27 protein-coding genes are annotated in these 21,243 nt (G+C 51.0%); 16 read left to right on the plus strand and 11 right to left on the minus strand.

What is annotated here, in order from left to right; all coding sequences use genetic code 11:
* Window positions 1-106: 106 nt before the first annotated feature.
* From flgF to flgB, 5 genes are read right to left on the minus strand one after another with little or no spacing between them, the layout of a single operon-like run.
* On the minus strand, window positions 107-862 hold the full coding sequence (gene flgF / locus ACK8NJ_RS14350; RefSeq protein WP_000349311.1) for a flagellar basal-body rod protein FlgF: 756 nt from the start codon (window positions 860-862) through the stop codon (window positions 107-109).
* Between the two features lie 19 nt (window positions 863-881).
* The gene (flgE, locus tag ACK8NJ_RS14355) at window positions 882-2,087 is read right to left on the minus strand and encodes a flagellar hook protein FlgE (RefSeq protein ID WP_229989061.1); all 1,206 of its coding nucleotides are present in this window, start codon (window positions 2,085-2,087) and stop codon (window positions 882-884) included.
* A 24-nt stretch (window positions 2,088-2,111) separates the two neighbouring features.
* A complete protein-coding gene (flgD, locus tag ACK8NJ_RS14360; protein WP_000020484.1) occupies window positions 2,112-2,807 on the minus strand; it encodes a flagellar hook assembly protein FlgD in 696 nt (231 codons plus the stop codon).
* Window positions 2,808-2,818: 11 nt separating this feature from the next.
* Window positions 2,819-3,223: a flagellar basal body rod protein FlgC gene (gene flgC, locus ACK8NJ_RS14365; protein ID WP_001196460.1), complete on the minus strand. Its 405-nt coding sequence runs from the start codon at window positions 3,221-3,223 to the stop codon at window positions 2,819-2,821.
* A gap of 3 nt (window positions 3,224-3,226) precedes the next feature.
* A complete protein-coding gene (flgB, locus tag ACK8NJ_RS14370; protein ID WP_000884702.1) occupies window positions 3,227-3,643 on the minus strand; it encodes a flagellar basal body rod protein FlgB in 417 nt (138 codons plus the stop codon).
* Window positions 3,644-3,798: 155 nt separating this feature from the next.
* Between flgB and flgA the strand changes: the two genes are divergently transcribed.
* The 3 genes from flgA to flgN all read left to right on the plus strand — a co-directional run bounded on the left by flgA (window position 3,799) and on the right by flgN (window position 5,248).
* The gene (gene flgA, locus ACK8NJ_RS14375) at window positions 3,799-4,458 is read left to right on the plus strand and encodes a flagellar basal body P-ring formation chaperone FlgA (RefSeq protein WP_000879689.1); all 660 of its coding nucleotides are present in this window, start codon (window positions 3,799-3,801) and stop codon (window positions 4,456-4,458) included.
* Window positions 4,459-4,533: 75 nt separating this feature from the next.
* Window positions 4,534-4,827, plus strand: coding sequence for a flagellar biosynthesis anti-sigma factor FlgM (gene flgM / locus ACK8NJ_RS14380; RefSeq protein WP_134317539.1), 294 nt, complete (start codon window positions 4,534-4,536; stop codon window positions 4,825-4,827).
* Between the two features lie 4 nt (window positions 4,828-4,831).
* Window positions 4,832-5,248, plus strand: a complete 417-nt coding sequence (gene flgN, locus ACK8NJ_RS14385; protein ID WP_021577328.1) for a flagella biosynthesis chaperone FlgN — start codon at window positions 4,832-4,834, stop codon at window positions 5,246-5,248.
* A 39-nt stretch (window positions 5,249-5,287) separates the two neighbouring features.
* Here the strand turns inward: flgN and murJ are convergent, their stop codons facing one another.
* From murJ to rimJ, 4 genes are all read right to left on the minus strand, one after another.
* Complete coding sequence (gene murJ / locus ACK8NJ_RS14390; RefSeq protein WP_001050683.1) at window positions 5,288-6,823, minus strand: murein biosynthesis integral membrane protein MurJ; 1,536 nt, start codon at window positions 6,821-6,823, stop codon at window positions 5,288-5,290.
* Between the two features lie 109 nt (window positions 6,824-6,932).
* Window positions 6,933-7,856 carry a Gfo/Idh/MocA family protein gene (locus ACK8NJ_RS14395; RefSeq protein ID WP_000736158.1) on the minus strand — a complete coding sequence of 308 codons (924 nt, stop codon included), beginning with the start codon at window positions 7,854-7,856 and terminating at the stop codon, window positions 6,933-6,935.
* A 1-nt stretch (window position 7,857) separates the two neighbouring features.
* Window positions 7,858-8,505 (minus strand): YceH family protein, encoded by a 648-nt coding sequence (locus tag ACK8NJ_RS14400; protein WP_000877119.1) that lies wholly within the window; start codon window positions 8,503-8,505, stop codon window positions 7,858-7,860.
* Window positions 8,506-8,515: 10 nt separating this feature from the next.
* The gene (gene rimJ, locus ACK8NJ_RS14405; RefSeq protein ID WP_000468186.1) at window positions 8,516-9,100 is read right to left on the minus strand and encodes a ribosomal protein S5-alanine N-acetyltransferase; all 585 of its coding nucleotides are present in this window, start codon (window positions 9,098-9,100) and stop codon (window positions 8,516-8,518) included.
* 235 nt (window positions 9,101-9,335) lie between these two features.
* Here rimJ and mdtH point away from each other — a divergent pair, with 235 nt between their 5' ends.
* From mdtH to ACK8NJ_RS14455, 10 genes are all read left to right on the plus strand, one after another.
* The gene (mdtH, locus tag ACK8NJ_RS14410) at window positions 9,336-10,544 is read left to right on the plus strand and encodes a multidrug efflux MFS transporter MdtH (protein ID WP_256270086.1); all 1,209 of its coding nucleotides are present in this window, start codon (window positions 9,336-9,338) and stop codon (window positions 10,542-10,544) included.
* Between the two features lie 63 nt (window positions 10,545-10,607).
* Window positions 10,608-11,255 (plus strand): glutaredoxin 2, encoded by a 648-nt coding sequence (gene grxB, locus ACK8NJ_RS14415; RefSeq protein ID WP_000780912.1) that lies wholly within the window; start codon window positions 10,608-10,610, stop codon window positions 11,253-11,255.
* Window positions 11,256-11,388: 133 nt separating this feature from the next.
* On the plus strand, window positions 11,389-11,949 hold the full coding sequence (locus ACK8NJ_RS14420; RefSeq protein WP_328180691.1) for a lipoprotein: 561 nt from the start codon (window positions 11,389-11,391) through the stop codon (window positions 11,947-11,949).
* Between the two features lie 105 nt (window positions 11,950-12,054).
* Entirely contained in the window at window positions 12,055-13,101 is a 1,047-nt protein-coding gene (pyrC, locus tag ACK8NJ_RS14425; RefSeq protein ID WP_328180690.1) for a dihydroorotase, read from the plus strand.
* Window positions 13,102-13,174: 73 nt separating this feature from the next.
* Window positions 13,175-13,420, plus strand: coding sequence for a DNA damage-inducible protein I (gene dinI, locus ACK8NJ_RS14430; protein ID WP_001217754.1), 246 nt, complete (start codon window positions 13,175-13,177; stop codon window positions 13,418-13,420).
* A 289-nt stretch (window positions 13,421-13,709) separates the two neighbouring features.
* Window positions 13,710-13,964 carry a biofilm formation regulator BssS gene (gene bssS, locus ACK8NJ_RS14435; protein WP_000414437.1) on the plus strand — a complete coding sequence of 85 codons (255 nt, stop codon included), beginning with the start codon at window positions 13,710-13,712 and terminating at the stop codon, window positions 13,962-13,964.
* 114 nt (window positions 13,965-14,078) lie between these two features.
* A complete protein-coding gene (gene solA / locus ACK8NJ_RS14440; protein WP_411961737.1) occupies window positions 14,079-15,197 on the plus strand; it encodes an N-methyl-L-tryptophan oxidase in 1,119 nt (372 codons plus the stop codon).
* 47 nt (window positions 15,198-15,244) lie between these two features.
* Window positions 15,245-15,358 carry a YceO family protein gene (locus ACK8NJ_RS14445; protein ID WP_001253418.1) on the plus strand — a complete coding sequence of 38 codons (114 nt, stop codon included), beginning with the start codon at window positions 15,245-15,247 and terminating at the stop codon, window positions 15,356-15,358.
* Window positions 15,359-15,618: 260 nt separating this feature from the next.
* Complete coding sequence (locus tag ACK8NJ_RS14450; protein WP_000011129.1) at window positions 15,619-16,185, plus strand: cytochrome b; 567 nt, start codon at window positions 15,619-15,621, stop codon at window positions 16,183-16,185.
* Window positions 16,186-16,188: 3 nt separating this feature from the next.
* A complete protein-coding gene (locus ACK8NJ_RS14455; RefSeq protein ID WP_411961738.1) occupies window positions 16,189-16,764 on the plus strand; it encodes a YceI family protein in 576 nt (191 codons plus the stop codon).
* A 41-nt stretch (window positions 16,765-16,805) separates the two neighbouring features.
* Here the strand turns inward: ACK8NJ_RS14455 and ACK8NJ_RS14460 are convergent, their stop codons facing one another.
* Entirely contained in the window at window positions 16,806-17,858 is a 1,053-nt protein-coding gene (locus tag ACK8NJ_RS14460) for a rhodanese-related sulfurtransferase (protein ID WP_328180689.1), read from the minus strand.
* Window positions 17,859-18,082: 224 nt separating this feature from the next.
* Here ACK8NJ_RS14460 and lpxL point away from each other — a divergent pair, with 224 nt between their 5' ends.
* The 3 genes from lpxL (at window position 18,083) to ACK8NJ_RS14475 (ending at window position 20,858) form a co-directional block, all read left to right on the plus strand.
* Window positions 18,083-19,003 (plus strand): kdo(2)-lipid IV(A) lauroyltransferase, encoded by a 921-nt coding sequence (lpxL, locus tag ACK8NJ_RS14465; RefSeq protein ID WP_000183364.1) that lies wholly within the window; start codon window positions 18,083-18,085, stop codon window positions 19,001-19,003.
* Window positions 19,004-19,174: 171 nt separating this feature from the next.
* Window positions 19,175-20,401 (plus strand): multidrug efflux MFS transporter MdtG, encoded by a 1,227-nt coding sequence (gene mdtG / locus ACK8NJ_RS14470; RefSeq protein WP_000074172.1) that lies wholly within the window; start codon window positions 19,175-19,177, stop codon window positions 20,399-20,401.
* Window positions 20,402-20,483: 82 nt separating this feature from the next.
* Window positions 20,484-20,858, plus strand: a complete 375-nt coding sequence (locus tag ACK8NJ_RS14475) for a MysB family protein (protein ID WP_000180056.1) — start codon at window positions 20,484-20,486, stop codon at window positions 20,856-20,858.
* Here the strand turns inward: ACK8NJ_RS14475 and ACK8NJ_RS14480 are convergent, their stop codons facing one another.
* Window positions 20,859-21,086: a YceK/YidQ family lipoprotein gene (locus tag ACK8NJ_RS14480; RefSeq protein ID WP_001237205.1), complete on the minus strand. Its 228-nt coding sequence runs from the start codon at window positions 21,084-21,086 to the stop codon at window positions 20,859-20,861.
* Window positions 21,087-21,243: the final 157 nt, after the last annotated feature.

The following is a 21,243-nucleotide window of genomic DNA, read 5'->3' on the forward strand; positions in this document are numbered from 1 at the left end:
AGAGCAGAAGCACGCGACGGTGCGAATTTCCCCTCACCCTAACCTCTCCCAAAATGGGCGAGAGAATAGTCCGCGCGCTTTTATTGCAATGTCATCAATCGTTTAATTAACTCATCGACAGCAGTTGGTTGGCACGGCCTGCGTTATCATCGACGCTGCTGATCACCTTCATCTGCATTTCAAAACGCCGCGCGCTGGCAATCATGTCGCTCATTGCCGCAACGGCATTGACGTTACTGCCTTCCAGAACACCCGACATCACACGCAAGGTTGGATCTGCCTGCAGTACCGGCCCACGCGTAGCCTGGCTTTCTGCGCTTAAACGAAAAATGCCATCGTCACCGCGCTGGACTTCGCTGCCCGTGGCTTTCACCAGCTTCAGACGCCCCACTGGCGCAACCGTATTTGCCGGATCGCCCGGATTCAGCGCCGAGATTGTGCCATCGGCAGCAATAGTGATTTCCGCCCCTTCCGGCACAGCAATTGGCCCCGCCTCGCCTATCACCGGATGCCCCTGAATTGTCAGTTGCCCGGTGGGATCAACCTGAATGCTGCCATTACGCGTATACCCTTCGCTGCCGTCAGCGGTCTGCACGGCCAGCCAGCCATCCTGCTGCAACGCAACGTCCAGCGGGCGCGAGGTGTAATCCATCTTGCCGGGCGTCATGTCTGCACCCGGCGTTGACGCCGTTACCAGCGTGCGCGTGGGCAGTGAAAGCCCTTCCACCGGCACTGCGCGCAAGGCGTTTAACTGCGCGCGAAAACCGGGCGTAGAGGCATTGGCCAGATTACTGGCGGTTACCGCCTGTTGATTCAACGTCTGGCTGGCTGCTCCCATCGCGGTATAAATTGCGTGATCCATTGAGCTATCCCGTCAGCGATTAGCGTAAGTTAACCAGCGTGTTGAGGATCTGGTCCTGGGTTTTGATGGTCTGGGCGTTAGACTGATAGTTACGCTGGGCAACGATCATATTGACCAGTTCTTTACTGAGATCGACGTTGGACGCTTCCAGCGCACCGTTGGTCAGGGTGCCAAAGTTGCCCGTCCCGGCTGTCCCCAACAGCGCCACGCCAGAAGATTGCGTCGCAGACCAGACGTTGTCGCCTTCGGATGCCAGACCTTCGTTGTTGGCAAAGTTCGCCAGTACAATCTGCCCCAGCAGTTGGGTTTGTTCGTTGGAATAGTTGCCGACAACCGTACCGTCATCATTGATTTGATAACTCACCAGATCGCCCGGTTTGTAGCCATTCTGGGTGGTTGCCACAATGTTGTTAGCGCCGGTATTTTGCTGCATGGAGTTGAGGAAGCTCAGGCTAAACGTGGCGGGTTCTGCGCCGTTAATTGCGCCAGTAGTAATATTCTCTGTTGGATTTGAGGTCAGAACGCCATTGGCATTAAACACCAGCGTCATTGCAGGCTCAGCTGTGCCTGTTGGATCACTGCTATCCTGGGTGTAGACCTGCCAGTTATTATCCCCGGTCTTCACAAAATACACGCTCATGTCATGAGCATTACCCTGACTGTCGAAAACAGTCACCGAACCTTTTTTGTTATAGCTATCCGCATTGCTGGCATCAAATGCGTTAACAGAGGGAAGCGGATCACTGGAATTCAGGTTGATCTGCATCGACGCCGTGGTGGTAGTTTTCGCTGCCATCAGGGTATTCGGAATCGAAATATTGGTCGGATTCGCCCCTTGCTGAATAGTCGGCGGCGTACCGGTTGCCGGGTAACCCGTCAGCTGTAAACCTTGCATATTCACCAGGTTACGGTTTTCATCCAGCTTAAATTGTCCGTTACGGCTGTAGAACACCGAACCGTTGCTGTCCACCAGACGGAAAAAACCGTTCTGGCTGATAGCAACGTCCAGACCACGCCCGGTGTTGGTGGTCGTGCCATCGGTAAAGTCCTGGGTGATACCGGCAACTTTTACCCCCAGTCCCACTTTCGAACCGGCAAACATATCGGCAAAAGAGGCCGTGCCTGATTTAAAGCCGTAGGTGGCGGAGTTGGCGATATTGTTGCCAATAACATCGAGGTTGGTGGCGGCAGCGTTTAATCCGCTAACCGCTTGAGAAAAGGCCATGACTGACTCCTGAAATGTGAAGGCTTAAATTATCTGCCGTACTTCGTCGAGGGTGGTGGTGCCGTAAGTGCCGAGATCCAGCGTATTACCGTTGTTGCCGCGGATCACACCCTGCACCAGAGCAAACTGCAGCGGCTGGGCAACCAGTTGTGTACCACCGTTACTGGCGCTAATCGCTACGTTGTAAGAACCGTTCGGCGCAGTGCTGCCGTCAGTCAACGTACCGTCCCAGGTGAAACTGTGGACTCCGGCGGTCAGTTCACCGATATCAATGGTACGGACAACCGCACCGTTTTTATCGGTGATGGTGGCCGTAACTTTGTCTGCCGCCTGTTGCAGCTCAACACCAAACGGCGTGGTCGTGGTCACAGCCCCTTCTTCACTGCCTGTTCCCGCAAGAACAGTGGTGCCGGGGATCATCACGCCGTGACCGATCAGGTTACTGGCCTGTAACGACTGGCTGTTATCAATCTGTCCGGAAATAGATCCGAGCGTGGTATTGAGTTTTTCAATCCCGCTGACCGTGCTGATTTGTGCCAGTTGCGACGTCAGCTCGTTGTTTTCCATTGGATTGGTCGGGTCCTGGTTTTTCAGCTGCGCCACCAACAAAGTCAGAAAACTGCTTTGTAAATCTGCGGCGTTGCTGCCCGTGAGCGAACTACTACTGGTGGTGCTGACGCCGGTATTTGTCGGATCGGTGGTGGTTACCGCAATGGACATAGCTTTCTCCTTTATTGACCGAGCGTAAGGGTTTTCAGCATCATGCTTTTCACCGTGTTGAGCACTTCAACATTGGCCTGATAGCTGCGTGATGCCGACATGGTGTTAACCATCTCCCCGACGACATCAACGTTTGGCATTTTCACGTAGCCCTTTGCATCCGCCAGCGGATTACCCGGTTCATAAACCAGTTTGTCCGGGGCCTGACTTTCTATAACATCGGCCACCTTTACGCCGCCTGTCGCAGCACCTGGTGCAGCGTTAACCTGAAATACCACCTGTTTTGCCCGATATGGCTGTCCATCGGGACCGGTCACGCTATCAGCATTCGCCAGATTACTGGCCGCCACGTTCAGGCGCTGGGACTGGGCAGTTAACGCCGAACCGGCGATATCAAAAATATTCAGCAGTGCCATCCGTTAATTTCCACTCTGTAAAACGTTCATCATGCCTTTGATTTGCCCGCTCAACGCGCTAAGGCTCATCTGGTATTGCAGGCTGTTATCGGCAAACTGGGTGCGTTCGCGATCCATATCGACGGTATTACCGTCAAGCGAAGGCTGGTCCGGAATACGGTATTGCAGTTCTGCGGTAGGAGGCGTCAGCGCCTGCGCCGGAATGTGTTGCGTTGAGGTCATCGTCAGTGCAACCACGCTTGTTGCATCCCGTCCACGTTGCATGACTTTTTTAAGTTCACTGGCAAAATCGATATCGCGAGCCTGATAACCAGGGGTATCGGCATTGGCGATGTTTGCTGCCAGCACTTCCTGACGCTGGGCGCGCAGATTGAGCGCCTCTTGTTGAAAACGTAAGGCGGCGTCGAGCTTATCGAGCATATCTCCTCCGCAGGTATCAAAATTCTGCCATCAGCTTAAATGCCTTTACGCGCGCGTTATCGGCGGAATAAACGCAAAATGGGTCGCTATTTATGCCGTTGATGGTCATTGCGGACAGGTACAATTCACGTTGTAGAAATGGCTGGGGGGCGAGAATGCTGGCAATAAAACGTAGCGTGGCGATCATCGCGATACTGTTCAGTCCGTTAAGTGCGGCGAGCAATCTCACATCGCAATTGCACACCTTTTTTAGCGCCCAGCTCGCGGGGGTAAGTGATGAGGTTCGTGTTTCTATTCGTACAGCGCCCAATCTACTACCGCCGTGCGAGCAGCCATTGCTTTCGATGAGCAATAATTCCCGCCTGTGGGGCAATGTGAATGTGTTGGCACGCTGCGGTAACGACAAACGATATTTACAGGTTAATGTGCAGGCCACAGGAAATTATGTGGTTGCCGCAATGCCCATTGTGCGGGGAGGAAAGCTGGAAGCTGGCAATGTCAAACTGAAACGCGGACGGCTGGACACCTTGCCACCGCGTACGGTGCTGGATATCAATCAACTTGTTGATGCCGTTAGCCTGCGCGATCTATCACCCGATCAACCTATCCAGTTAACCCAGTTTCGCCAGGCATGGCGGGTAAAAGCGGGACAACGCGTCAACGTGATCGCCAGCGGTGATGGGTTTAGCGCCAACGCAGAAGGTCAGGCGCTGAACAATGCTGCCGTCGCACAGAATGCGCGGGTGCGCATGGTATCGGGACAGGTGGTCAGCGGCGTTGTTGATGCAGATGGGAATATTCTTATAAACCTGTAAGCTGTTAAAGATTACCCGTCCCTTGCCGATAAATAAGCAACACATGATAAAAGCGCCCTCAATGAGGAATAAACCATGAGTATTGATCGCACTTCGCCTCTGAAGCCCGTAAGCACCGTTCAACCGCGCGAAACCACTGACGCGCTGGTAACGAACACCCGGGCGGCAAAAACAACCGCCCCCACCAGCACCAGTGTGACGTTAAGCGACGCGCAAGCAAAACTGATGCAACCCGGCAGCAGTGATATCAATCTTGAACGTGTCGAAGCGTTAAAACTGGCAATTCGTAACGGTGAACTAAAAATGGACACCGGCAAAATTGCCGATGCGCTGATCAACGAAGCGCAGCAAGACTTGCAGAGTAACTGATCGTATGACGCGTCTTGCAGAGATCCTCGACCAAATGTCCGCTGTGCTTAACGATCTCAAAACGGTAATGGATCAAGAGCAGCAACATCTCTCTATGGGGCAGATCAACGGCAGCCAGTTGCAATGGATTACAGAACAAAAAAGCTCACTGCTGGCGACGCTGGATTACCTCGAACAGTTACGCAGGAAAGAACCCAATACAGCAAATAGCGTTGATATTAGTCAACGCTGGCAGGAAATTACTGTGAAAACGCAGCAACTACGCCAAATGAATCAACATAACGGCTGGTTACTGGAAGGACAGATTGAGCGTAATCAACAGGCGTTGGAAATGTTGAAACCGCATCAGGAACCGACGCTATATGGAGCGAACGGTCAGACCTCAACAACCCATCGCGGCAGTAAAAAGATTTCGATCTGAAGATTATCTCCGGCCTGCACTGCAGGCCGGAATACATTGTTACACCGTCCGGCGGGCAAACTCTTTAACTTTGAAGCCCAGTACCGCCAGTGCAGCAAAGTACGCAGCAATCCCCGCCAGCACGACCGCCATTAAACGCAGTAAGCGCCAGGGCATGGTACCCAATGACCACTCCGGCATGATATGTAACATACCTAAAAGCACGCCCGACATCACCAGTACCGCCACTACCAGACGCAACAGAAACGCCATCCAGCCAGGTTGCGGGGTAAAGATTTTCTGCTTACGCAACTGCCAGTAAAGCAGCGAAGCATTCAGACACGCCGCCAGACCAATAGAAAGTGACAGCCCGGCATGTTTCAACGGACCGATAAACGCCAGGTTCATCAATTGCGTTAAAATCAGCGTAACGATGGCAATTTTCACTGGCGTTTTAATGTCCTGGCGGGAATAAAAGCCAGGAGCCAACACTTTCACTACAATCAGGCCAATCAAACCCACCGAGTAGGCAATTAACGCCCGCTGGGTCATCAGCGCATCAAAGGCGGTAAATTTACCGTACTGGAACAGCGAAACGGTTAACGGACCTGAAAGAATGCCCAACGCAACCGCACTCGGCAGCGCCAACAGGAAACAAAGACGCAGCCCCCAGTCCATCAAACGGTTGTATTCATCATGATTGCCACTGGCAAAACTTTTCGACAGCGACGGCAGCAAAATGGTGCCAAGCGCCACGCCCAGTACACCGGACGGAAACTCCATTAAGCGGTCGGCGTAATACATCCAAGACACCGAACCGGAAGCAAGAAACGAGGCAAAAATGGTGTTGATGATTAAGGAGATCTGACTCACAGAGACGCCAAGGATCGCCGGTCCCATCTGTTTCACCACGCGCATTGCTCCGGCATCGTGGAAGTTAATGCGCGGCAGGACCAGCATGCCGATCTTCTTCAGGTGCGGTAGCTGATACACCAGCTGCAGGACGCCGCCGACCGTAACAGCCCACGCCAGCGCCAGCACCGGTGGGTTAAAGTACGGTGCGGCAAACAGCGCGAAACCAATCATGCTGATGTTAAGCAGTGTTGGAGCAAACGCCGGAATCGAGAAGCGGTTCCACGTATTCAGAATCGCTCCCACCAGCGACGCCAGGGAGATCAGCAAGATATAGGGAAAGGTAATCTTTAGTAGCTGGCTGGTCAGGGCAAATTTGTCAGCTGTGTCAGCGAAGCCTGGCGCGGTCACCATGATCACCCACGGTGCGGCGAGCATGCCAGCGACCGTCACAACCGCCAGCGCAAGTGTCAGCAGGCCAGAAACATAAGAGACAAAGACCCGCGTGGCGTCTTCACCCTGCTTACTTTTATATTCCGCCAGAATCGGTACAAATGCCTGGGAAAATGCCCCTTCGGCAAAGATACGGCGTAACAAGTTAGGAAGTTTAAAAGCGACGAAAAAGGCGTCGGTTGCCATCCCTGCGCCAAAGATTCTGGCGACAATTGCGTCACGTGCGAAGCCAAGCACACGCGAAAACATGGTCATCGAGCTGACGGCGGCCAGCGATTTTAATAAATTCATCGGTGTTCTAATCCAGACCCACGGGCAAAACGCCTGCAAGGCAGGCGCTGAAAGAGGCGAATAGTCTACCTGGATTATGGTGAATTGCTACCGCCAGATGTTACAGGGTTTATTCACTCATCGCATCGCGCCAGATCTTGTCAACGATACGTTGCGCCAGCACAGCCTGTTCGCCGGCGGTTTGCGGAACTGTCTGATTTTGCACGCATTCAATGAAGTGCCGCGCACAGCCGACAAATCCACGTTGCTCAAGCGTACTCTGCCAACCAGGAATCGGTTTATGCACTACGCCCTGCCCACGCTCCTCACGCCATTCGCGCATATCTGTAATGTCGATGAGCGCACCGTCAGTCACGGCCTGCACGGTTTCACGCTGACTTCCGGCACGGCGATGCATACAGGTGGTGATCTGCAAAGGACCGGCCGAAAAATGGTGCTCGGCAAACAGCATTTCGCCAGCGTCATTAGTCAGTAGCGTACCGCCATCCAGAGAGGCTTTACCGCCCGACAACCACAGCGCGGTATCCACCACATGCAGATAATCATCCAGCAACGTGAAATAAAGATCGTGTGGCCCGACGCTATTGCTACGATGTTTATCCATTCTTAGCGAGGCTGCGGTGGCGAGTTGCGTTTTTAACTCACCGTAGAGTGGTGCGAAACGACGGTTAAAACCGACCATCAACGTCAGTTTTTTCCGTGCCGCAAGTTCCACCAGCCGTTCAGCATCGCGCAGATTTTCTGCCAGCGGTTTATCGACACAGACATGTACCCCCGCATTGAGTAACGTACTGACCACGTCAAAGTGGCTGGCGGTGCTGGAATGCACAAAAACCGCATCGCAACTGGCGGCAAGGCTGGATAACGAATCGGCATAAGGAATGCGCCAGCTTTCACAAATTGGCAAGGCTTTCGCGCGCGTAGGCGACCACGCACCTTGTAACGTCCAGTCAGACGCTGCCGCCAGCACCGGTAACCACGCCTTTTGCGCGATGCCGCCTAACCCCACTACGCCGATACGTAATTTTTTCACTTTAATCTCCCAGATGGGCCAGCAACGAATCAAGACGCTGTTTCAGTTCTGCCACTTCGATTTCCAGAGCTTCGACGCGGGCCTGTAAATCACCGTCAACCGCGTTCGACGTATCCGTTACCGCCGGCTGATCTTCAACCTCACCACTGAAAAGATGCATGTAGCGGCTTTCACGTTTACCCGGTTCGCGGGCCAGACGCACCACAAAAGGACCATCTTCGCGATTTGCCAGTTGTTCCAGCGTCGACTCCACTTCCGCCATATCGCTGAATTCATACATTCGCGCGGCGCGGCTGCGCAGTTCACCCGGCGTCTGGGCACCACGCAATAACAACGTGGTGATTAACGCCACTTCTGCGGCGCTCAGTTTCAGATCGCCAAATTCTGAATTACAAAAACGTTGCTCATATTTGGTGACCCGATTACCAAAACCGCTCACTGTGCGTAGATAATGACGTTTGACCAGATTATCCAGCTGTTCCTGCACTTCGGATTCACTCAGATTCATGACCGGTTCACGGTTCGTTTTCTGATTACAGGCCGTGACTACACCATTGACTGAGAGCGGGTATTGCTCCGGCGTGGTCACCTGCTTTTCCAGCAAGCAACCAATCACGCGAGCTTCAAGGGCAGTAAGTTGATATTTCATGAGATTCTCCTTAGCGGCCGGGCGTCCAGTCTGGGGTAGTTAATGCCGTCAGTACGTGATCGCGCCATTGTCCATCAATCAACAGATAGTCTTTCGCATAGCCTTCTTTTTCAAAACCCAGTCGCGCCAGTAAATCACCGCTGCGTTTATTGTGCGGCATATAATTAGCCATAATGCGATGAATATGTTGGGTGCGCTGCATATAACGAATGGCTGCGGTCAGGGCTTCAAACATGAGTCCTTTGCCCTGCCATTTTTGCCCAATCGAATAACCGAGATAGCAGGCATGAAAAGAGCCACGAACAACATTGGAAAAATTGGCAACGCCAATAATCTCTTTTTCGTCCGGGTCGAATAAGCCAAAGTAGAAAGCTGAACCTTGTTTATGAAATTCGTTAATCATCCCTAGCCTGGCCTGCCAGCCTGATGGATAACAGTGGCTTTCGTCGCGCACTGGCTCCCAGGGCTTGAGGAAATGGCGATTCTCTGCGTAATAATCCGCAAGACGCCAGGCATCACGATCATGCACCAGACGCACGACCAGTCGGTCTGTGGTTAAGCGCACTTTTGGCACGTTACTGCGATAGCCAAACATTCTATACCTACTCCTTCCCGTAACGTCTTTAATACGCTGTAAGTATTACTATACCTGCGCAACCAGACCCTGTGAAAAGTCCAGAATGCCATTTTCTGCATTATTCACATATTTGATAAAAACTCTCTATCAAAGCGACGTTTTGATAAAAAAATATTGTCCCCGAAGTGATGGGAAAAGTCTTAGCGGCAATGCAGAATAGAAAGTGCTCATCTTTTATTTCCCGGGAGGGGAAATGTCCCGCGTGTCGCAGGCGAGGAACCTGGGTAAATATTTCCTGCTCATCGATAATATGCTGGTCGTGCTGGGTTTCTTTGTTGTCTTCCCGCTGATCTCTATCCGCTTCGTTGATCAAATGGGCTGGGCCGCCGTCATGGTCGGTATTGCCCTCGGCCTACGCCAGTTTATTCAGCAAGGTCTGGGTATTTTCGGCGGAGCAATTGCCGACCGCTTTGGTGCCAAACCGATGATTGTTACCGGTATGCTGATGCGTGCCGCCGGATTCGCCACAATGGGTATCGCCCACGAACCGTGGCTACTGTGGTTTTCATGCCTGCTCTCGGGACTCGGCGGCACGTTGTTTGATCCGCCGCGTTCGGCGCTGGTGGTGAAACTAATCCGTCCACAACAGCGTGGTCGTTTTTTCTCGCTGTTGATGATGCAGGACAGTGCCGGTGCGGTCATTGGCGCATTGTTGGGTAGCTGGCTGTTGCAATACGACTTTCGCCTGGTCTGCGCCACAGGGGCAGTTTTGTTTGTGCTGTGTGCAGCGTTCAATGCGTGGTTGTTACCGGCATGGAAACTCTCCACCGTACGCACGCCCGTTCGCGAAGGCATGACCCGCGTGATGCGCGACAAGCGTTTTGTCACCTATGTCCTGACACTGGCGGGTTACTACATGCTGGCTGTACAAGTGATGCTGATGCTGCCAATTATGGTCAACGACGTGGCGGGCGCGCCCTCTGCCGTTAAATGGATGTATGCCATTGAAGCGTGTCTGTCGTTAACGTTGCTCTATCCTATCGCCCGCTTGAGTGAAAAGTATTTTCGTCTGGAACACCGGTTGATGGCTGGGCTGTTGATAATGTCATTAAGCATGATGCCGGTGGGCATGGTCAGCGGCCTGCAACAACTTTTCACCCTAATTTGTCTGTTTTATATCGGGTCGATCATTGCCGAGCCTGCGCGTGAAACCTTAAGTGCTTCGCTGGCGGACGCAAGAGCTCGCGGCAGCTATATGGGGTTTAGCCGTCTGGGTCTGGCGATTGGCGGCGCTATTGGTTACATCGGTGGCGGCTGGCTGTTTGACCTGGGCAAATCGACGCACCAGCCAGAGCTTCCGTGGATGATGCTGGGCATTATTGGCATCTTCACTTTCCTTGCGCTGGGTTGGCAGTTTAGTCAGAAACGCGCCGCGCGTCGTTTGCTGGAACGCGACGCCTGATTTGATACTCCCCCCTGACTCCTCCATACTGAAAGTGAACTGACAGCCAAATGGAGGAGTCACGTGAAGCTATACATTTACGATCACTGCCCTTACTGCCTCAAAGCCCGCATGATTTTCGGCCTGAAAAATATCCCCGTCGAATTACATGTTCTGCTCAACGACGACGCAGAAACACCCACCCGGATGGTCGGTCAAAAACAGGTTCCCATTCTGCAAAAAGATGACAGCCGCTATATGCCAGAAAGCATGGACATCGTTCACTATGTCGATAAACTCGACGGCAAACCGTTACTGACCGGCAAACGTTCCCCTGCCATTGAAGAGTGGCTGCGCAAGGTCAATGGCTACGCCAACAAACTGCTGTTGCCGCGTTTTGCCAAATCGGCATTTGATGAGTTTTCTACTCCCGCCGCGCGCAAATATTTCGTCGACAAGAAAGAGGCCAGCGCGGGTAATTTTGCCGACCTGCTGGCCCACTCTGACGGTCTGATTAAGAATATCAGCGATGATTTACGTGCGCTGGACAAACTGATCGTCAAACCGAACGCCGTGAATGGCGAACTTTCAGAAGATGATATTCAGCTATTTCCGCTACTGCGTAATCTGACGCTGGTAGCCGGAATCAACTGGCCAAGCCGCGTTGCTGATTACCGCGATAATATGGCGAAACAGACACAAATCAATTTGTTATCATCAATGGCGATTTAATCCTGACCCGCCGCGGCAGCCTGTATTCGCGGGTTGCCGCCGTTTTCAGTTTTTTCTGCTGGCGCGTTTATCGCTGGTGACACATGCTGCGTTGTGTCAGGATATTGACGCAGATTTCATGTCGAGGACTACCATGAACAAGTTTTTATTTGCCGCTGCATTGATCGTCAGTGGCCTGCTCGTTGGCTGTAATCAACTCACCCAATACACCATCACCGAACAAGAAATTAACCAGTCGCTTGCGAAACATAATAATTTCTCAAAAGATATCGGTTTACCCGGCGTGGCTGACGCCCATATTGTTCTGACAAACCTGACCAGCCAAATTGGTCGCGAAGAGCCGAATAAGGTTACCCTAACCGGAGGCGCCAATCTGGACATGAACTCCCTGTTCGGTAGCCAGAAAGCGACCATGAAACTGAAGCTGAAAGCGCTGCCCGTGTTTGATAAAGAAAAAGGTGCGATCTTCCTGAAAGAGATGGAAGTGGTCGATGCGACGGTACAACCGGAAAAAATGCAAACGGTGATGCAAACGTTGCTCCCCTATTTGAACCAGGCATTACGCAATTACTTTAACCAGCAACCTGCTTACGTCCTGCGCGAAGATGGCAGCCAGGGCGAAGCAATGGCGAAGAAACTGGCGAAAGGCATTGAAGTGAAGCCAGGCGAAATTGTCATTCCGTTTACTGATTAATCACGAGGGCGCATTCGCGCCCTTTATTTTTCGTGCAAAGGAAAACGTTTCCGCTTATCCTTTGTGTCCGGCAAAAACATCCCTTCAGCCGGAGCATAGAGATTAATGACTGCACCATCCCAGGTATTAAAGATCCGCCGCCCAGACGACTGGCACCTTCACCTCCGCGATGGCGACATGTTAAAAACTGTCGTGCCGTATACCAGCGAAATTTATGGACGGGCTATCGTAATGCCCAATCTGGCTCCGCCCGTGACCAGCGTTGGGGCCGCCCTGGCGTATCGCCAGCGTATTCTTGACGCCGTACCTGCCGGGCACGATTTCACCCCGCTGATGACCTGTTATTTGACAGATTCACTAGACCCTAATGAGCTGGAGCGCGGATTTAACGAAGGCGTGTTCACCGCTGCAAAACTTTACCCGGCAAACGCAACCACTAACTCCAGCCACGGCGTTACGTCAGTTGACGCAATCATGCCGGTACTTGAGCGCATGGAAAAAATCGGTATGCCGCTACTGGTGCATGGTGAAGTAACACATGCAGATGTCGACATTTTTGATCGTGAAGCGCGCTTTATAGAAAGCGTGATGGAACCGCTGCGCCAGCGCCTGACCGCGCTGAAAGTCGTTTTTGAGCACATCACCACCAAAGACGCTGCCGACTATGTCCGTGACGGAAATGAACGGCTGGCTGCCACCATCACTCCGCAGCATCTGATGTTTAACCGCAACCATATGCTGGTTGGTGGCGTGCGTCCGCATCTGTATTGTCTACCCATCCTCAAACGCAATATCCACCAACAGGCATTACGTGAACTGGTCGCCAGCGGTTTTAATCGCGTATTCCTCGGTACGGATTCTGCGCCGCATGCACGTCATCGCAAAGAGAGTAGCTGCGGCTGCGCGGGCTGCTTCAATGCCCCAACCGCGCTGGGCAGTTACGCTACCGTCTTTGAAGAGATGAATGCTCTGCAGCACTTTGAAGCATTCTGTTCTGTAAACGGCCCGCAGTTCTACGGGTTGCCGGTCAACGACACATTCATCGAACTGGTACGTGAAGAGCAACAGGTTGCTGAAAGCATCGCACTGACTGATGACACCCTGGTGCCATTCCTCGCTGGGGAAACGGTACGCTGGTCCGTTAAACAATAAAAATCGTAGCTTCCTGTTGTCATTAGGTTATTTTACCTGTATAAATAACCAGTATATTCAACAGGGGGCTATTATGCGAATTGAAGTCACCATAGCGAAAACTTCTCCATTGCCAGCTGGGGCTATTGACGCCCTGGCTGGCGAACTTTCCCGCCGTATTCAGTATGCGTTTCCTGATAATGAAGGCCACGTATCGGTACGTTATGCCGCAGCGAATAATTTATCGGTTATTGGCGCGACAAAAGAAGATAAACAGCGCATTAGCGAAATTCTCCAGGAAACGTGGGAAAGCGCCGATGACTGGTTTGTCAGCGAATAATATGCAGTGATTTTTGTTTTTGCCGGGTCGCCCCGGCTTTTTTATATTACTTACAAATTTCGAGTACAAAATTTCTACACTTCCTCAAAATAATTGCACAATATGCTAAAAAAATATGAATGACATGCTGTTTTATTGTTCATATAAATCTTAAAAGCAAAAATTTATCTGTTCCCCCCTTTAAAAATTCGGTGAATACCCTTACTTATTGGTATACTGAAGTTGCTTCAGATAAAAACGCATTGAACCTCGAATAACGTTGTCTAGTAACACGAATTAGGGGGCCATGATGGAAAAAAATAATGAAGTCATTCAGACTCATCCGCTCGTAGGGTGGGACATCAGCACCGTTGATAGCTATGATGCGCTGATGTTGCGTTTGCACTACCAGACCCCAAATAAGTCCGAGCAGGAAGGGACTGAAGTTGGTCAGACGCTCTGGTTAACCACTGATGTTGCCAGACAATTTATTTCGATATTAGAAGCAGGAATCGCCAAAATTGAATCCGGTGATTTCCCGGTAAACGAGTATCGGCGTCATTAACATGACATGACCATCCACCCAAAAGGCACCTCACCGGTGCCTTTACCATTTCTGGGTTGTATATCTGCATTCAGTTAATTACTCTGCTTAAACCATGAGAGCAGAGAGAAAAAAATGAAATACGATCTCATCATTATTGGCAGCGGTTCCGTAGGCGCTGCCGCCGGGTATTATGCAACCCGCGCCGGTTTAAACGTGCTAATGACCGACGCCCATATGCCACCGCATCAACACGGCAGCCACCACGGCGATACGCGATTAATTCGCCATGCTTATGGTGAAGGCGAAAAGTATGTCCCGCTGGTTCTCCGCGCGCAAACGCTGTGGGATGAACTCTCCCGCCACAACGAAGAAGATCCCATTTTTGTACGCTCTGGCGTCATTAACCTTGGCCCGGCTGATTCCACATTTCTCGCCAACGTCGCCCACAGCGCCGAACAATGGCAACTCAACGTTGAAAAGCTCGATGAGCAAGGGATTATGGCCCGCTGGCCGGAAATACGCGTCCCGGACAACTACATCGGCTTATTTGAGACTGATTCCGGTTTTTTGCGCAGCGAACTGGCGATTAAAACCTGGATCCAACTGGCGAAGGAAGCGGGCTGTGCGCAGCTGTTCAACTGCCCGGTCACCGCAATTCGTCATGACGATGATGGCGTAACTATTGAAACGGCTGACGGTGAGTATCAGGCGAAAAAAGCGATTGTCTGCGCGGGAACATGGGTAAAAGACCTGCTCCCGGAGCTGCCTGTCCAGCCCGTACGCAAAGTATTTGCCTGGTATCAGGCCGATGGTCGCTATAGCGTGAAGAATAAATTCCCGGCGTTTACCGGTGAACTGCCCAATGGCGATCAATATTATGGTTTTCCGGCAGAAAACGACGCGTTGAAGATTGGCAAACATAACGGAGGCCAGGTTATCCATTCAGCGGATGAACGTGTTCCGTTTGCGGAAGTGGTCAGCGATGGTTCGGAAGCCTTCCCGTTCTTGCGCAATGTCTTGCCGGGTATCGGTTGCTGCCTGTACGGCGCTGCCTGCACCTATGATAATTCGCCTGACGAAGATTTTATTATCGATACTCTACCCGGCCACGATAATACACTGCTCATTACCGGTCTGAGCGGGCACGGTTTTAAATTTGCGTCAGTTTTAGGGGAAATAGCTGCCGATTTTGCGCAAGACAAAAAAAACGATTTTGATTTGACGCCATTCAGGCTTTCCCGCTTCCAATAATCATCATTACGGCCTCCAGAATGAGGCCGTTTTTACAGGAGTATTTAATGCGTCGGCTGTTGCACTATCTCATCAATAATATTCGCGAGCATCTGATGCTTTATCTTTTTCTCTGGGGATTGTTGGCAATTATGGATCTGATCTATGTGTTTTATTTTTAGTTTTCCGTACTGACATAAACTGACAAATATTTAATCTCCCTTTCATTTAGCGTGAAAAATTGAATGAGATTCTTCCTGCCTCTACAGCACTCACCAGACCTTCCAAATGCTGAATCCACTAAACTTATGAAGATTCTTTCATTATTAATTCAAAATTATTGAAATAAAAATAAATATCATTCAATTTGTTATTTTTGTGTTGCATTTCATTCTCCGACACGCCATTTTCTTTCTCTCGCAAATTCGTTTTGGATGCACTTATGTCATTCACAAATACCCCTGAACGCTATGGTGTTATATCTGCGGCCTTACATTGGCTAAGCGCAATTATTGTCTACGGCATGTTTGCTTTAGGTCTGTGGATGGTCACGCTCAGTTATTACGATGGCTGGTATCACAAAGCACCCGAAGTGCATAAAAGCATCGGCATTTTGTTAATGATGGGGCTGGTTATTCGCGTTCTGTGGCGCGTCATATCTCCACCGCCGGGTCCGCTGCAGAGTTATTCGCCCATGACTCGTCTTGGCGCAAAGGCTGGACATCTCGCATTGTACTTATTGCTGTTCGCCATCGGCATCAGCGGCTATCTGATCTCAACTGCCGATGGTAAACCGATCAGCGTTTTTGGCTGGTTTGACGTCCCCGCGACCCTCGCCGACGCTGGCGCACAGGCTGACTTTGCCGGTGCCCTGCATTTTTGGCTCGCGTGGAGCGTCGTAGTACTGTCCGTTATGCATGGATTTATGGCCCTGAAGCATCATTTCATCGATAAAGACGACACTCTGAAGCGCATGCTGGGAAAGTCGTCATCTGACTATGGAGTATAAAAAATGAAAAAAAGCCTGCTTGGTTTAACCTTCGCTTCCCTGATGTTCTCTGCCGGTTCAGCGGTTGCCGCCGATTACAAAATTGACAAAGAAGGTCAGCACGCCTTTGTTAACTTCCGCATCCAGCATCTTGGCTATAGCTGGTTATATGGCACCTTTAAAGATTTCGACGGTACTTTTACCTTTGATGAAAAAAATCCAGCTGCCGATAAAGTGAATGTGACAATTAACACCACCAGCGTCGATACTAATCACGCCGAACGCGATAAACATCTTCGCAGTGCAGATTTCCTCAATACCGCAAAATATCCACAGGCAACATTCACCTCCACCAGCGTGAAGAAAGACGGTGACGAACTGGATATTACCGGCGATCTGACGCTGAATGGCGTAACCAAACCCGTCACGCTGGAATCGAAATTAATTGGTCAAGGCGACGACCCGTGGGGTGGTAAACGTGCAGGCTTCGAGGCCGAAGGCAAAATTAAGCTCAAGGACTTCAATATCAAAACAGATTTAGGTCCAGCTTCTCAGGAAGTGGATCTGATTATTTCAGTGGAAGGCGTACAGCAGAAGTAAGAGTGAAATGTTGCCGGATGACACGCATCCGGCAATGATATTTATTCTGTTGGATCAGGAATGCCCAGTGTTGTATTCAGACGTCCACGAGACTTATTAAAGATCTTATTGCCATTTTCACGTCCTGCCCGACGGCGTCGCTGTTCTTCAGGCGGTAACGCGCTTTCTTCGCAGCAAATCTCACTACAACAACCTTTGTATTTTTCCGCACATACTGGACACTGAATAAACAGCAGGTGGCAGCCATCATTTTTACAGTTGGTATGGCTGTCGCACGGCGCACCGCACTGGTGGCAATGCGCGATAATCTCATCAGATATACGTTCGCCCATCCGCTCGTCAAAAACAAAATTTTTGCCAATAAAACGTACCGGTAAACCCTGCTCGCGCGCCTTGCGGGCGTATTCAATAATTCCGCCCTCGATATGCCAGACTTTATTGAATCCGTTATGTTTCATCCAAGCACTGGCCTTTTCACAACGAATGCCACCGGTGCAGTACATAACGATTTTTTTATCTTTATGTGCCTGCATCATCTCGACTGCTTTTGGCAGCTGCTCACGGAAGGTATCTGCCGGAATTTCCAGCGCGTTTTCAAAGTGCCCCACTTCATACTCATAGTGGTTACGCATGTCGATAAACAATGCATCGGGATCGTCAAGCATGGCGTTCACTTCCGCCGCTTGCAGATACTCACCCACATTGCTGGCATCAAAGTGAGGATCGTCAATACCGTCGGCAACAATGCGATCGCGTACCTTCATGCGCAGAACCCAGAAGGATTTCCCGTCATCATCCAACGCGATATTCAGGCGTAAGCCCTCTAAAGCCGGGTCGAAGGCATAGAGCTGTGCGCGAAATGTTTCAACATTGCTCGCAGGTACGCTGATTTGCGCGTTAACACCCTCATGCGCCAGATACACTCGCCCAAAAACATTCAGCGCGGTAAACAGCTGATATAAAGCGTCACGGGTCGCCTTAGGATCGGCGATGTGGAAATACTTATAAAACGAAATGGTGGTTCGCTGTTCGCTCTCAGCCAACATTTTGGCTTTTAACGCGTCGTTGGAAATGCGGTTGTGTAACACTGGCATGGTGTACGGTTCCTGCGAGATGGGAAAGTAAAAATCCGCGGCATGATATAGCAATTATCGATAATTAACATCCACACATTTTACGCTACATTTGCGCATTAAAAATTATTTGTTATTTACAAGCGCGGCAATTTCGCCCAGTCTTCAGCCACAAATTTTGGTTGCGGGCGAAAAAATGCGACAATACATACAATTGCCCGTATAGGTTGAAAAACAGGATTGATATGACGAATCTACCCAAGTTCTCCACCGCACTGCTTCATCCGCGTTATTGGTTAACCTGGTTGGGTATTGGCGTACTTTGGTTAGTCGTGCAATTGCCCTACCCGGTTATCTACCGCCTCGGTTGTGGATTAGGAAAACTGGCGTTACGTTTTATGAAACGACGCGCAAAAATTGTGCATCGCAACCTGGAACTGTGCTTCCCGGAAATGAGCGAACAAGAACGCCGTAAAATGGTGGTGAAGAATTTCGAATCCGTTGGCATGGGACTGATGGAAACTGGCATGGCGTGGTTCTGGCCGGACCGCAGAATCGCCCGCTGGACGGAAGTGATCGGCATGGAACACATTCGTGACGTGCAGGCGCAAAAACGCGGCATCCTGTTAGTTGGCATCCATTTTCTGACACTGGAGCTGGGTGCGCGGCAGTTTGGTATGCAGGAACCGGGGATTGGCGTTTACCGCCCGAACGATAATCCACTGATTGACTGGCTACAAACCTGGGGCCGTTTGCGCTCAAATAAATCGATGCTCGACCGCAAAGATTTAAAAGGCATGATTAAAGCCCTGAAAAAAGGCGAAGTGGTCTGGTACGCACCGGATCATGATTACGGCCCGCGCTCAAGCGTTTTCGTCCCGTTGTTTGCCGTTGAGCAGGCTGCGACCACGACCGGAACCTGGATGCTGGCACGGATGTCCGGCGCATGTCTGGTGCCCTTCGTTCCACGCCGTAAGCCAGATGGCAAAGGGTATCAGTTGATTATGCTGCCGCCAGAGTGTTCTCCGCCGCTGGATGATGCCGAAACTACCGCCGCGTGGATGAACAAAGTGGTCGAAAAATGCATCATGATGGCACCAGAGCAGTATATGTGGTTACACCGTCGCTTTAAAACACGCCCGGAAGGCGTTCCTTCACGCTATTAAATCTCCCATGCCGGATGCTTCAGAAGGGTATCCGGCATTACCACAGCAAATCCCCCTGATTTAGCGATAAAAGCTCTCTGGATTGCGCCCCCTGGAAGTCGGGCGCATAATTAGTGTGCTTATCTTTTCTTCTTATGTTCACCGCGCCTGGCGCACCAACAGCGGATTGCTATGTCACCCTGTGAAAATGACACCCCTATAAACTGGAAACGAAACCTGATCGTCGCCTGGCTAGGCTGTTTTCTTACCGGTGCCGCCTTCAGTCTGGTAATGCCCTTCTTACCCCTCTACGTTGAGCAGCTTGGCGTTACCGGTCACTCCGCCCTGAATATGTGGTCCGGTATTGTCTTCAGCATTACATTTTTATTTTCGGCCATCGCCTCACCGTTTTGGGGTGGACTAGCCGATCGTAAAGGCCGAAAACTCATGCTATTACGCTCTGCCCTCGGCATGGGCATCGTGATGGTGTTGATGGGGCTGGCACAAAATATCTGGCAGTTTTTGATCCTGCGGGCGCTTCTTGGGTTACTTGGCGGATTTGTCCCCAACGCTAATGCTCTTATCGCCACACAAGTACCGCGTAATAAAAGCGGCTGGGCGCTGGGGACGCTTTCCACAGGCGGCGTTAGCGGTGCGTTGCTCGGCCCAATGGCTGGCGGCCTGCTCGCTGATAGCTACGGCTTACGTCCGGTATTCTTTATTACCGCCAGTGTGCTCATACTCTGCTTTTTCGTCACCCTGTTTTGCATCAGAGAAAAATTCCAGCCGGTCAGCAAAAAAGAGATGCTGCACATGCGGGAAGTGGTGACATCACTTAAAAACCCGAAACTGGTACTCAGCCTGTTTGTCACTACGTTAATCATCCAGGTGGCGACGGGCTCAATTGCCCCCATTCTGACGCTGTATGTCCGCGAACTGGCGGGTAACGTCAGTAACGTCGCCTTTATCAGTGGCATGATCGCCTCGGTGCCAGGCGTGGCGGCTCTGCTGAGTGCACCACGACTCGGCAAACTTGGCGATCGAATCGGACCCGAAAAGATCCTGATTACGGCGCTGATCTTTTCTGTACTGCTATTGATCCCAATGTCTTACGTTCAGACGCCATTACAACTTGGGATTTTACGTTTTTTGCTCGGTGCCGCCGATGGTGCACTACTCCCCGCCGTACAAACACTGTTGGTTTACAACTCGAGCAACCAAATCGCCGGGCGTATCTTCAGCTATAACCAGTCGTTTCGTGATATTGGAAACGTTACCGGACCATTGATGGGAGCCGCGATTTCAGCGAACTACGGTTTCAGAGCGGTATTTCTCGTCACCGCTGGCGTAGTGTTATTCAACGCAGTCTATTCATGGAACAGTCTACGTCGTCGTCGAATACCCCAGGTATCGAACTGATTTTTCGCCTTTCATACTTGCAAAAGCGGAGAATCAGCTATCCTTTTCCCTGAAACCTCATCAACTCAAAGGGAGAATCGTGATGACCATGTACGCAACGCTTGAAGAAGCCATTGACGCTGCACGCGAAGAATTTCTTGCAGACAACCCCGGCATCGACGCCGAAGATGCGAATGTGCAACAGTTCAATGCCCAAAAATACGTTTTGCAGGACGGCGACATCATGTGGCAAGTTGAGTTTTTTGCCGACGAAGGGGAAGAAGGTGAATGTTTACCTATGCTTAGCGGTGAAGCCGCGCAAAGTGTCTTTGACGGCGACTATGATGAGATAGAGATCCGCCAGGAGTGGCAAGAAGAGAATACATTACATGAATGGGACGAGGGGGAATTTCAGCTTGAGCCACCGCTGGATACCGAGGAAGGACGCGCAGCAGCTGATGAGTGGGATGAACGTTAATCACTCATACGGGCCATGATGAATGTCGATCGGCAGCAGTAAAGTATCAAAAACCAGGGAGAATGGCAGATCAAGGATCGTGACATAACGCCAGGCGGAGTCACGCACATCCCATTGCACACCGGGATAATATTGGTTGCCATGCCCCTGCCCCGGTATAGTGCGACTAATAATGCTGCCACAGCCACTCAGCAAGGTCACCATGATGCTCACCACAATTAAACGCATTTAATACCTCTTCCGTAAAAAAATACCGGCATAACGCCGGTATTTTTATTGGCTCGTTGTTTTTGCCAGATGTGGCGTGAACGCCTTATCCGACCTACAAAATCTTGCAAAATCAACACATTGCAGGAGCGATGTAGGCCTGATAAGCGTAGTGCAT

Origin of the sequence: Escherichia sp. F1 (assembly GCF_046764225.1) — a bacterium.
GTDB classification, from domain to species: Bacteria; Pseudomonadota; Gammaproteobacteria; order Enterobacterales; family Enterobacteriaceae; genus Escherichia; species Escherichia coli.

What these genes read in the sequence shown, in the direction of transcription:
- flgF (WP_000349311.1), bottom strand. Translation starts at nt 862, where the DNA reads ATGGATCACGCAATTTATACCGCGATGGGAGCAGCCAGCCAGACGTTG.
- flgE (WP_229989061.1), bottom strand. Translation starts at nt 2,087, where the DNA reads ATGGCCTTTTCTCAAGCGGTTAGCGGATTAAACGCTGCCGCCACCAAC.
- flgD (WP_000020484.1), bottom strand. Translation starts at nt 2,807, where the DNA reads ATGTCCATTGCGGTAACCACCACCGATCCGACAAATACCGGCGTCAGC.
- flgC (WP_001196460.1), bottom strand. Translation starts at nt 3,223, where the DNA reads ATGGCACTGCTGAATATTTTTGATATCGCCGGTTCGGCGTTAACTGCC.
- flgB (WP_000884702.1), bottom strand. Translation starts at nt 3,643, where the DNA reads ATGCTCGATAAGCTCGACGCCGCCTTACGTTTTCAACAAGAGGCGCTC.
- flgA (WP_000879689.1), top strand. Translation starts at nt 3,799, where the DNA reads ATGCTGGCAATAAAACGTAGCGTGGCGATCATCGCGATACTGTTCAGT.
- flgM (WP_134317539.1), top strand. Translation starts at nt 4,534, where the DNA reads ATGAGTATTGATCGCACTTCGCCTCTGAAGCCCGTAAGCACCGTTCAA.
- flgN (WP_021577328.1), top strand. Translation starts at nt 4,832, where the DNA reads ATGACGCGTCTTGCAGAGATCCTCGACCAAATGTCCGCTGTGCTTAAC.
- murJ (WP_001050683.1), bottom strand. Translation starts at nt 6,823, where the DNA reads ATGAATTTATTAAAATCGCTGGCCGCCGTCAGCTCGATGACCATGTTT.
- ACK8NJ_RS14400 (WP_000877119.1), bottom strand. Translation starts at nt 8,505, where the DNA reads ATGAAATATCAACTTACTGCCCTTGAAGCTCGCGTGATTGGTTGCTTG.
- rimJ (WP_000468186.1), bottom strand. Translation starts at nt 9,100, where the DNA reads ATGTTTGGCTATCGCAGTAACGTGCCAAAAGTGCGCTTAACCACAGAC.
- mdtH (WP_256270086.1), top strand. Translation starts at nt 9,336, where the DNA reads ATGTCCCGCGTGTCGCAGGCGAGGAACCTGGGTAAATATTTCCTGCTC.
- ACK8NJ_RS14420 (WP_328180691.1), top strand. Translation starts at nt 11,389, where the DNA reads ATGAACAAGTTTTTATTTGCCGCTGCATTGATCGTCAGTGGCCTGCTC.
- pyrC (WP_328180690.1), top strand. Translation starts at nt 12,055, where the DNA reads ATGACTGCACCATCCCAGGTATTAAAGATCCGCCGCCCAGACGACTGG.
- dinI (WP_001217754.1), top strand. Translation starts at nt 13,175, where the DNA reads ATGCGAATTGAAGTCACCATAGCGAAAACTTCTCCATTGCCAGCTGGG.
- bssS (WP_000414437.1), top strand. Translation starts at nt 13,710, where the DNA reads ATGGAAAAAAATAATGAAGTCATTCAGACTCATCCGCTCGTAGGGTGG.
- solA (WP_411961737.1), top strand. Translation starts at nt 14,079, where the DNA reads ATGAAATACGATCTCATCATTATTGGCAGCGGTTCCGTAGGCGCTGCC.
- ACK8NJ_RS14445 (WP_001253418.1), top strand. Translation starts at nt 15,245, where the DNA reads ATGCGTCGGCTGTTGCACTATCTCATCAATAATATTCGCGAGCATCTG.
- ACK8NJ_RS14450 (WP_000011129.1), top strand. Translation starts at nt 15,619, where the DNA reads ATGTCATTCACAAATACCCCTGAACGCTATGGTGTTATATCTGCGGCC.
- ACK8NJ_RS14455 (WP_411961738.1), top strand. Translation starts at nt 16,189, where the DNA reads ATGAAAAAAAGCCTGCTTGGTTTAACCTTCGCTTCCCTGATGTTCTCT.
- ACK8NJ_RS14460 (WP_328180689.1), bottom strand. Translation starts at nt 17,858, where the DNA reads ATGCCAGTGTTACACAACCGCATTTCCAACGACGCGTTAAAAGCCAAA.
- lpxL (WP_000183364.1), top strand. Translation starts at nt 18,083, where the DNA reads ATGACGAATCTACCCAAGTTCTCCACCGCACTGCTTCATCCGCGTTAT.
- mdtG (WP_000074172.1), top strand. Translation starts at nt 19,175, where the DNA reads ATGTCACCCTGTGAAAATGACACCCCTATAAACTGGAAACGAAACCTG.
- ACK8NJ_RS14475 (WP_000180056.1), top strand. Translation starts at nt 20,484, where the DNA reads ATGACCATGTACGCAACGCTTGAAGAAGCCATTGACGCTGCACGCGAA.
- ACK8NJ_RS14480 (WP_001237205.1), bottom strand. Translation starts at nt 21,086, where the DNA reads ATGCGTTTAATTGTGGTGAGCATCATGGTGACCTTGCTGAGTGGCTGT.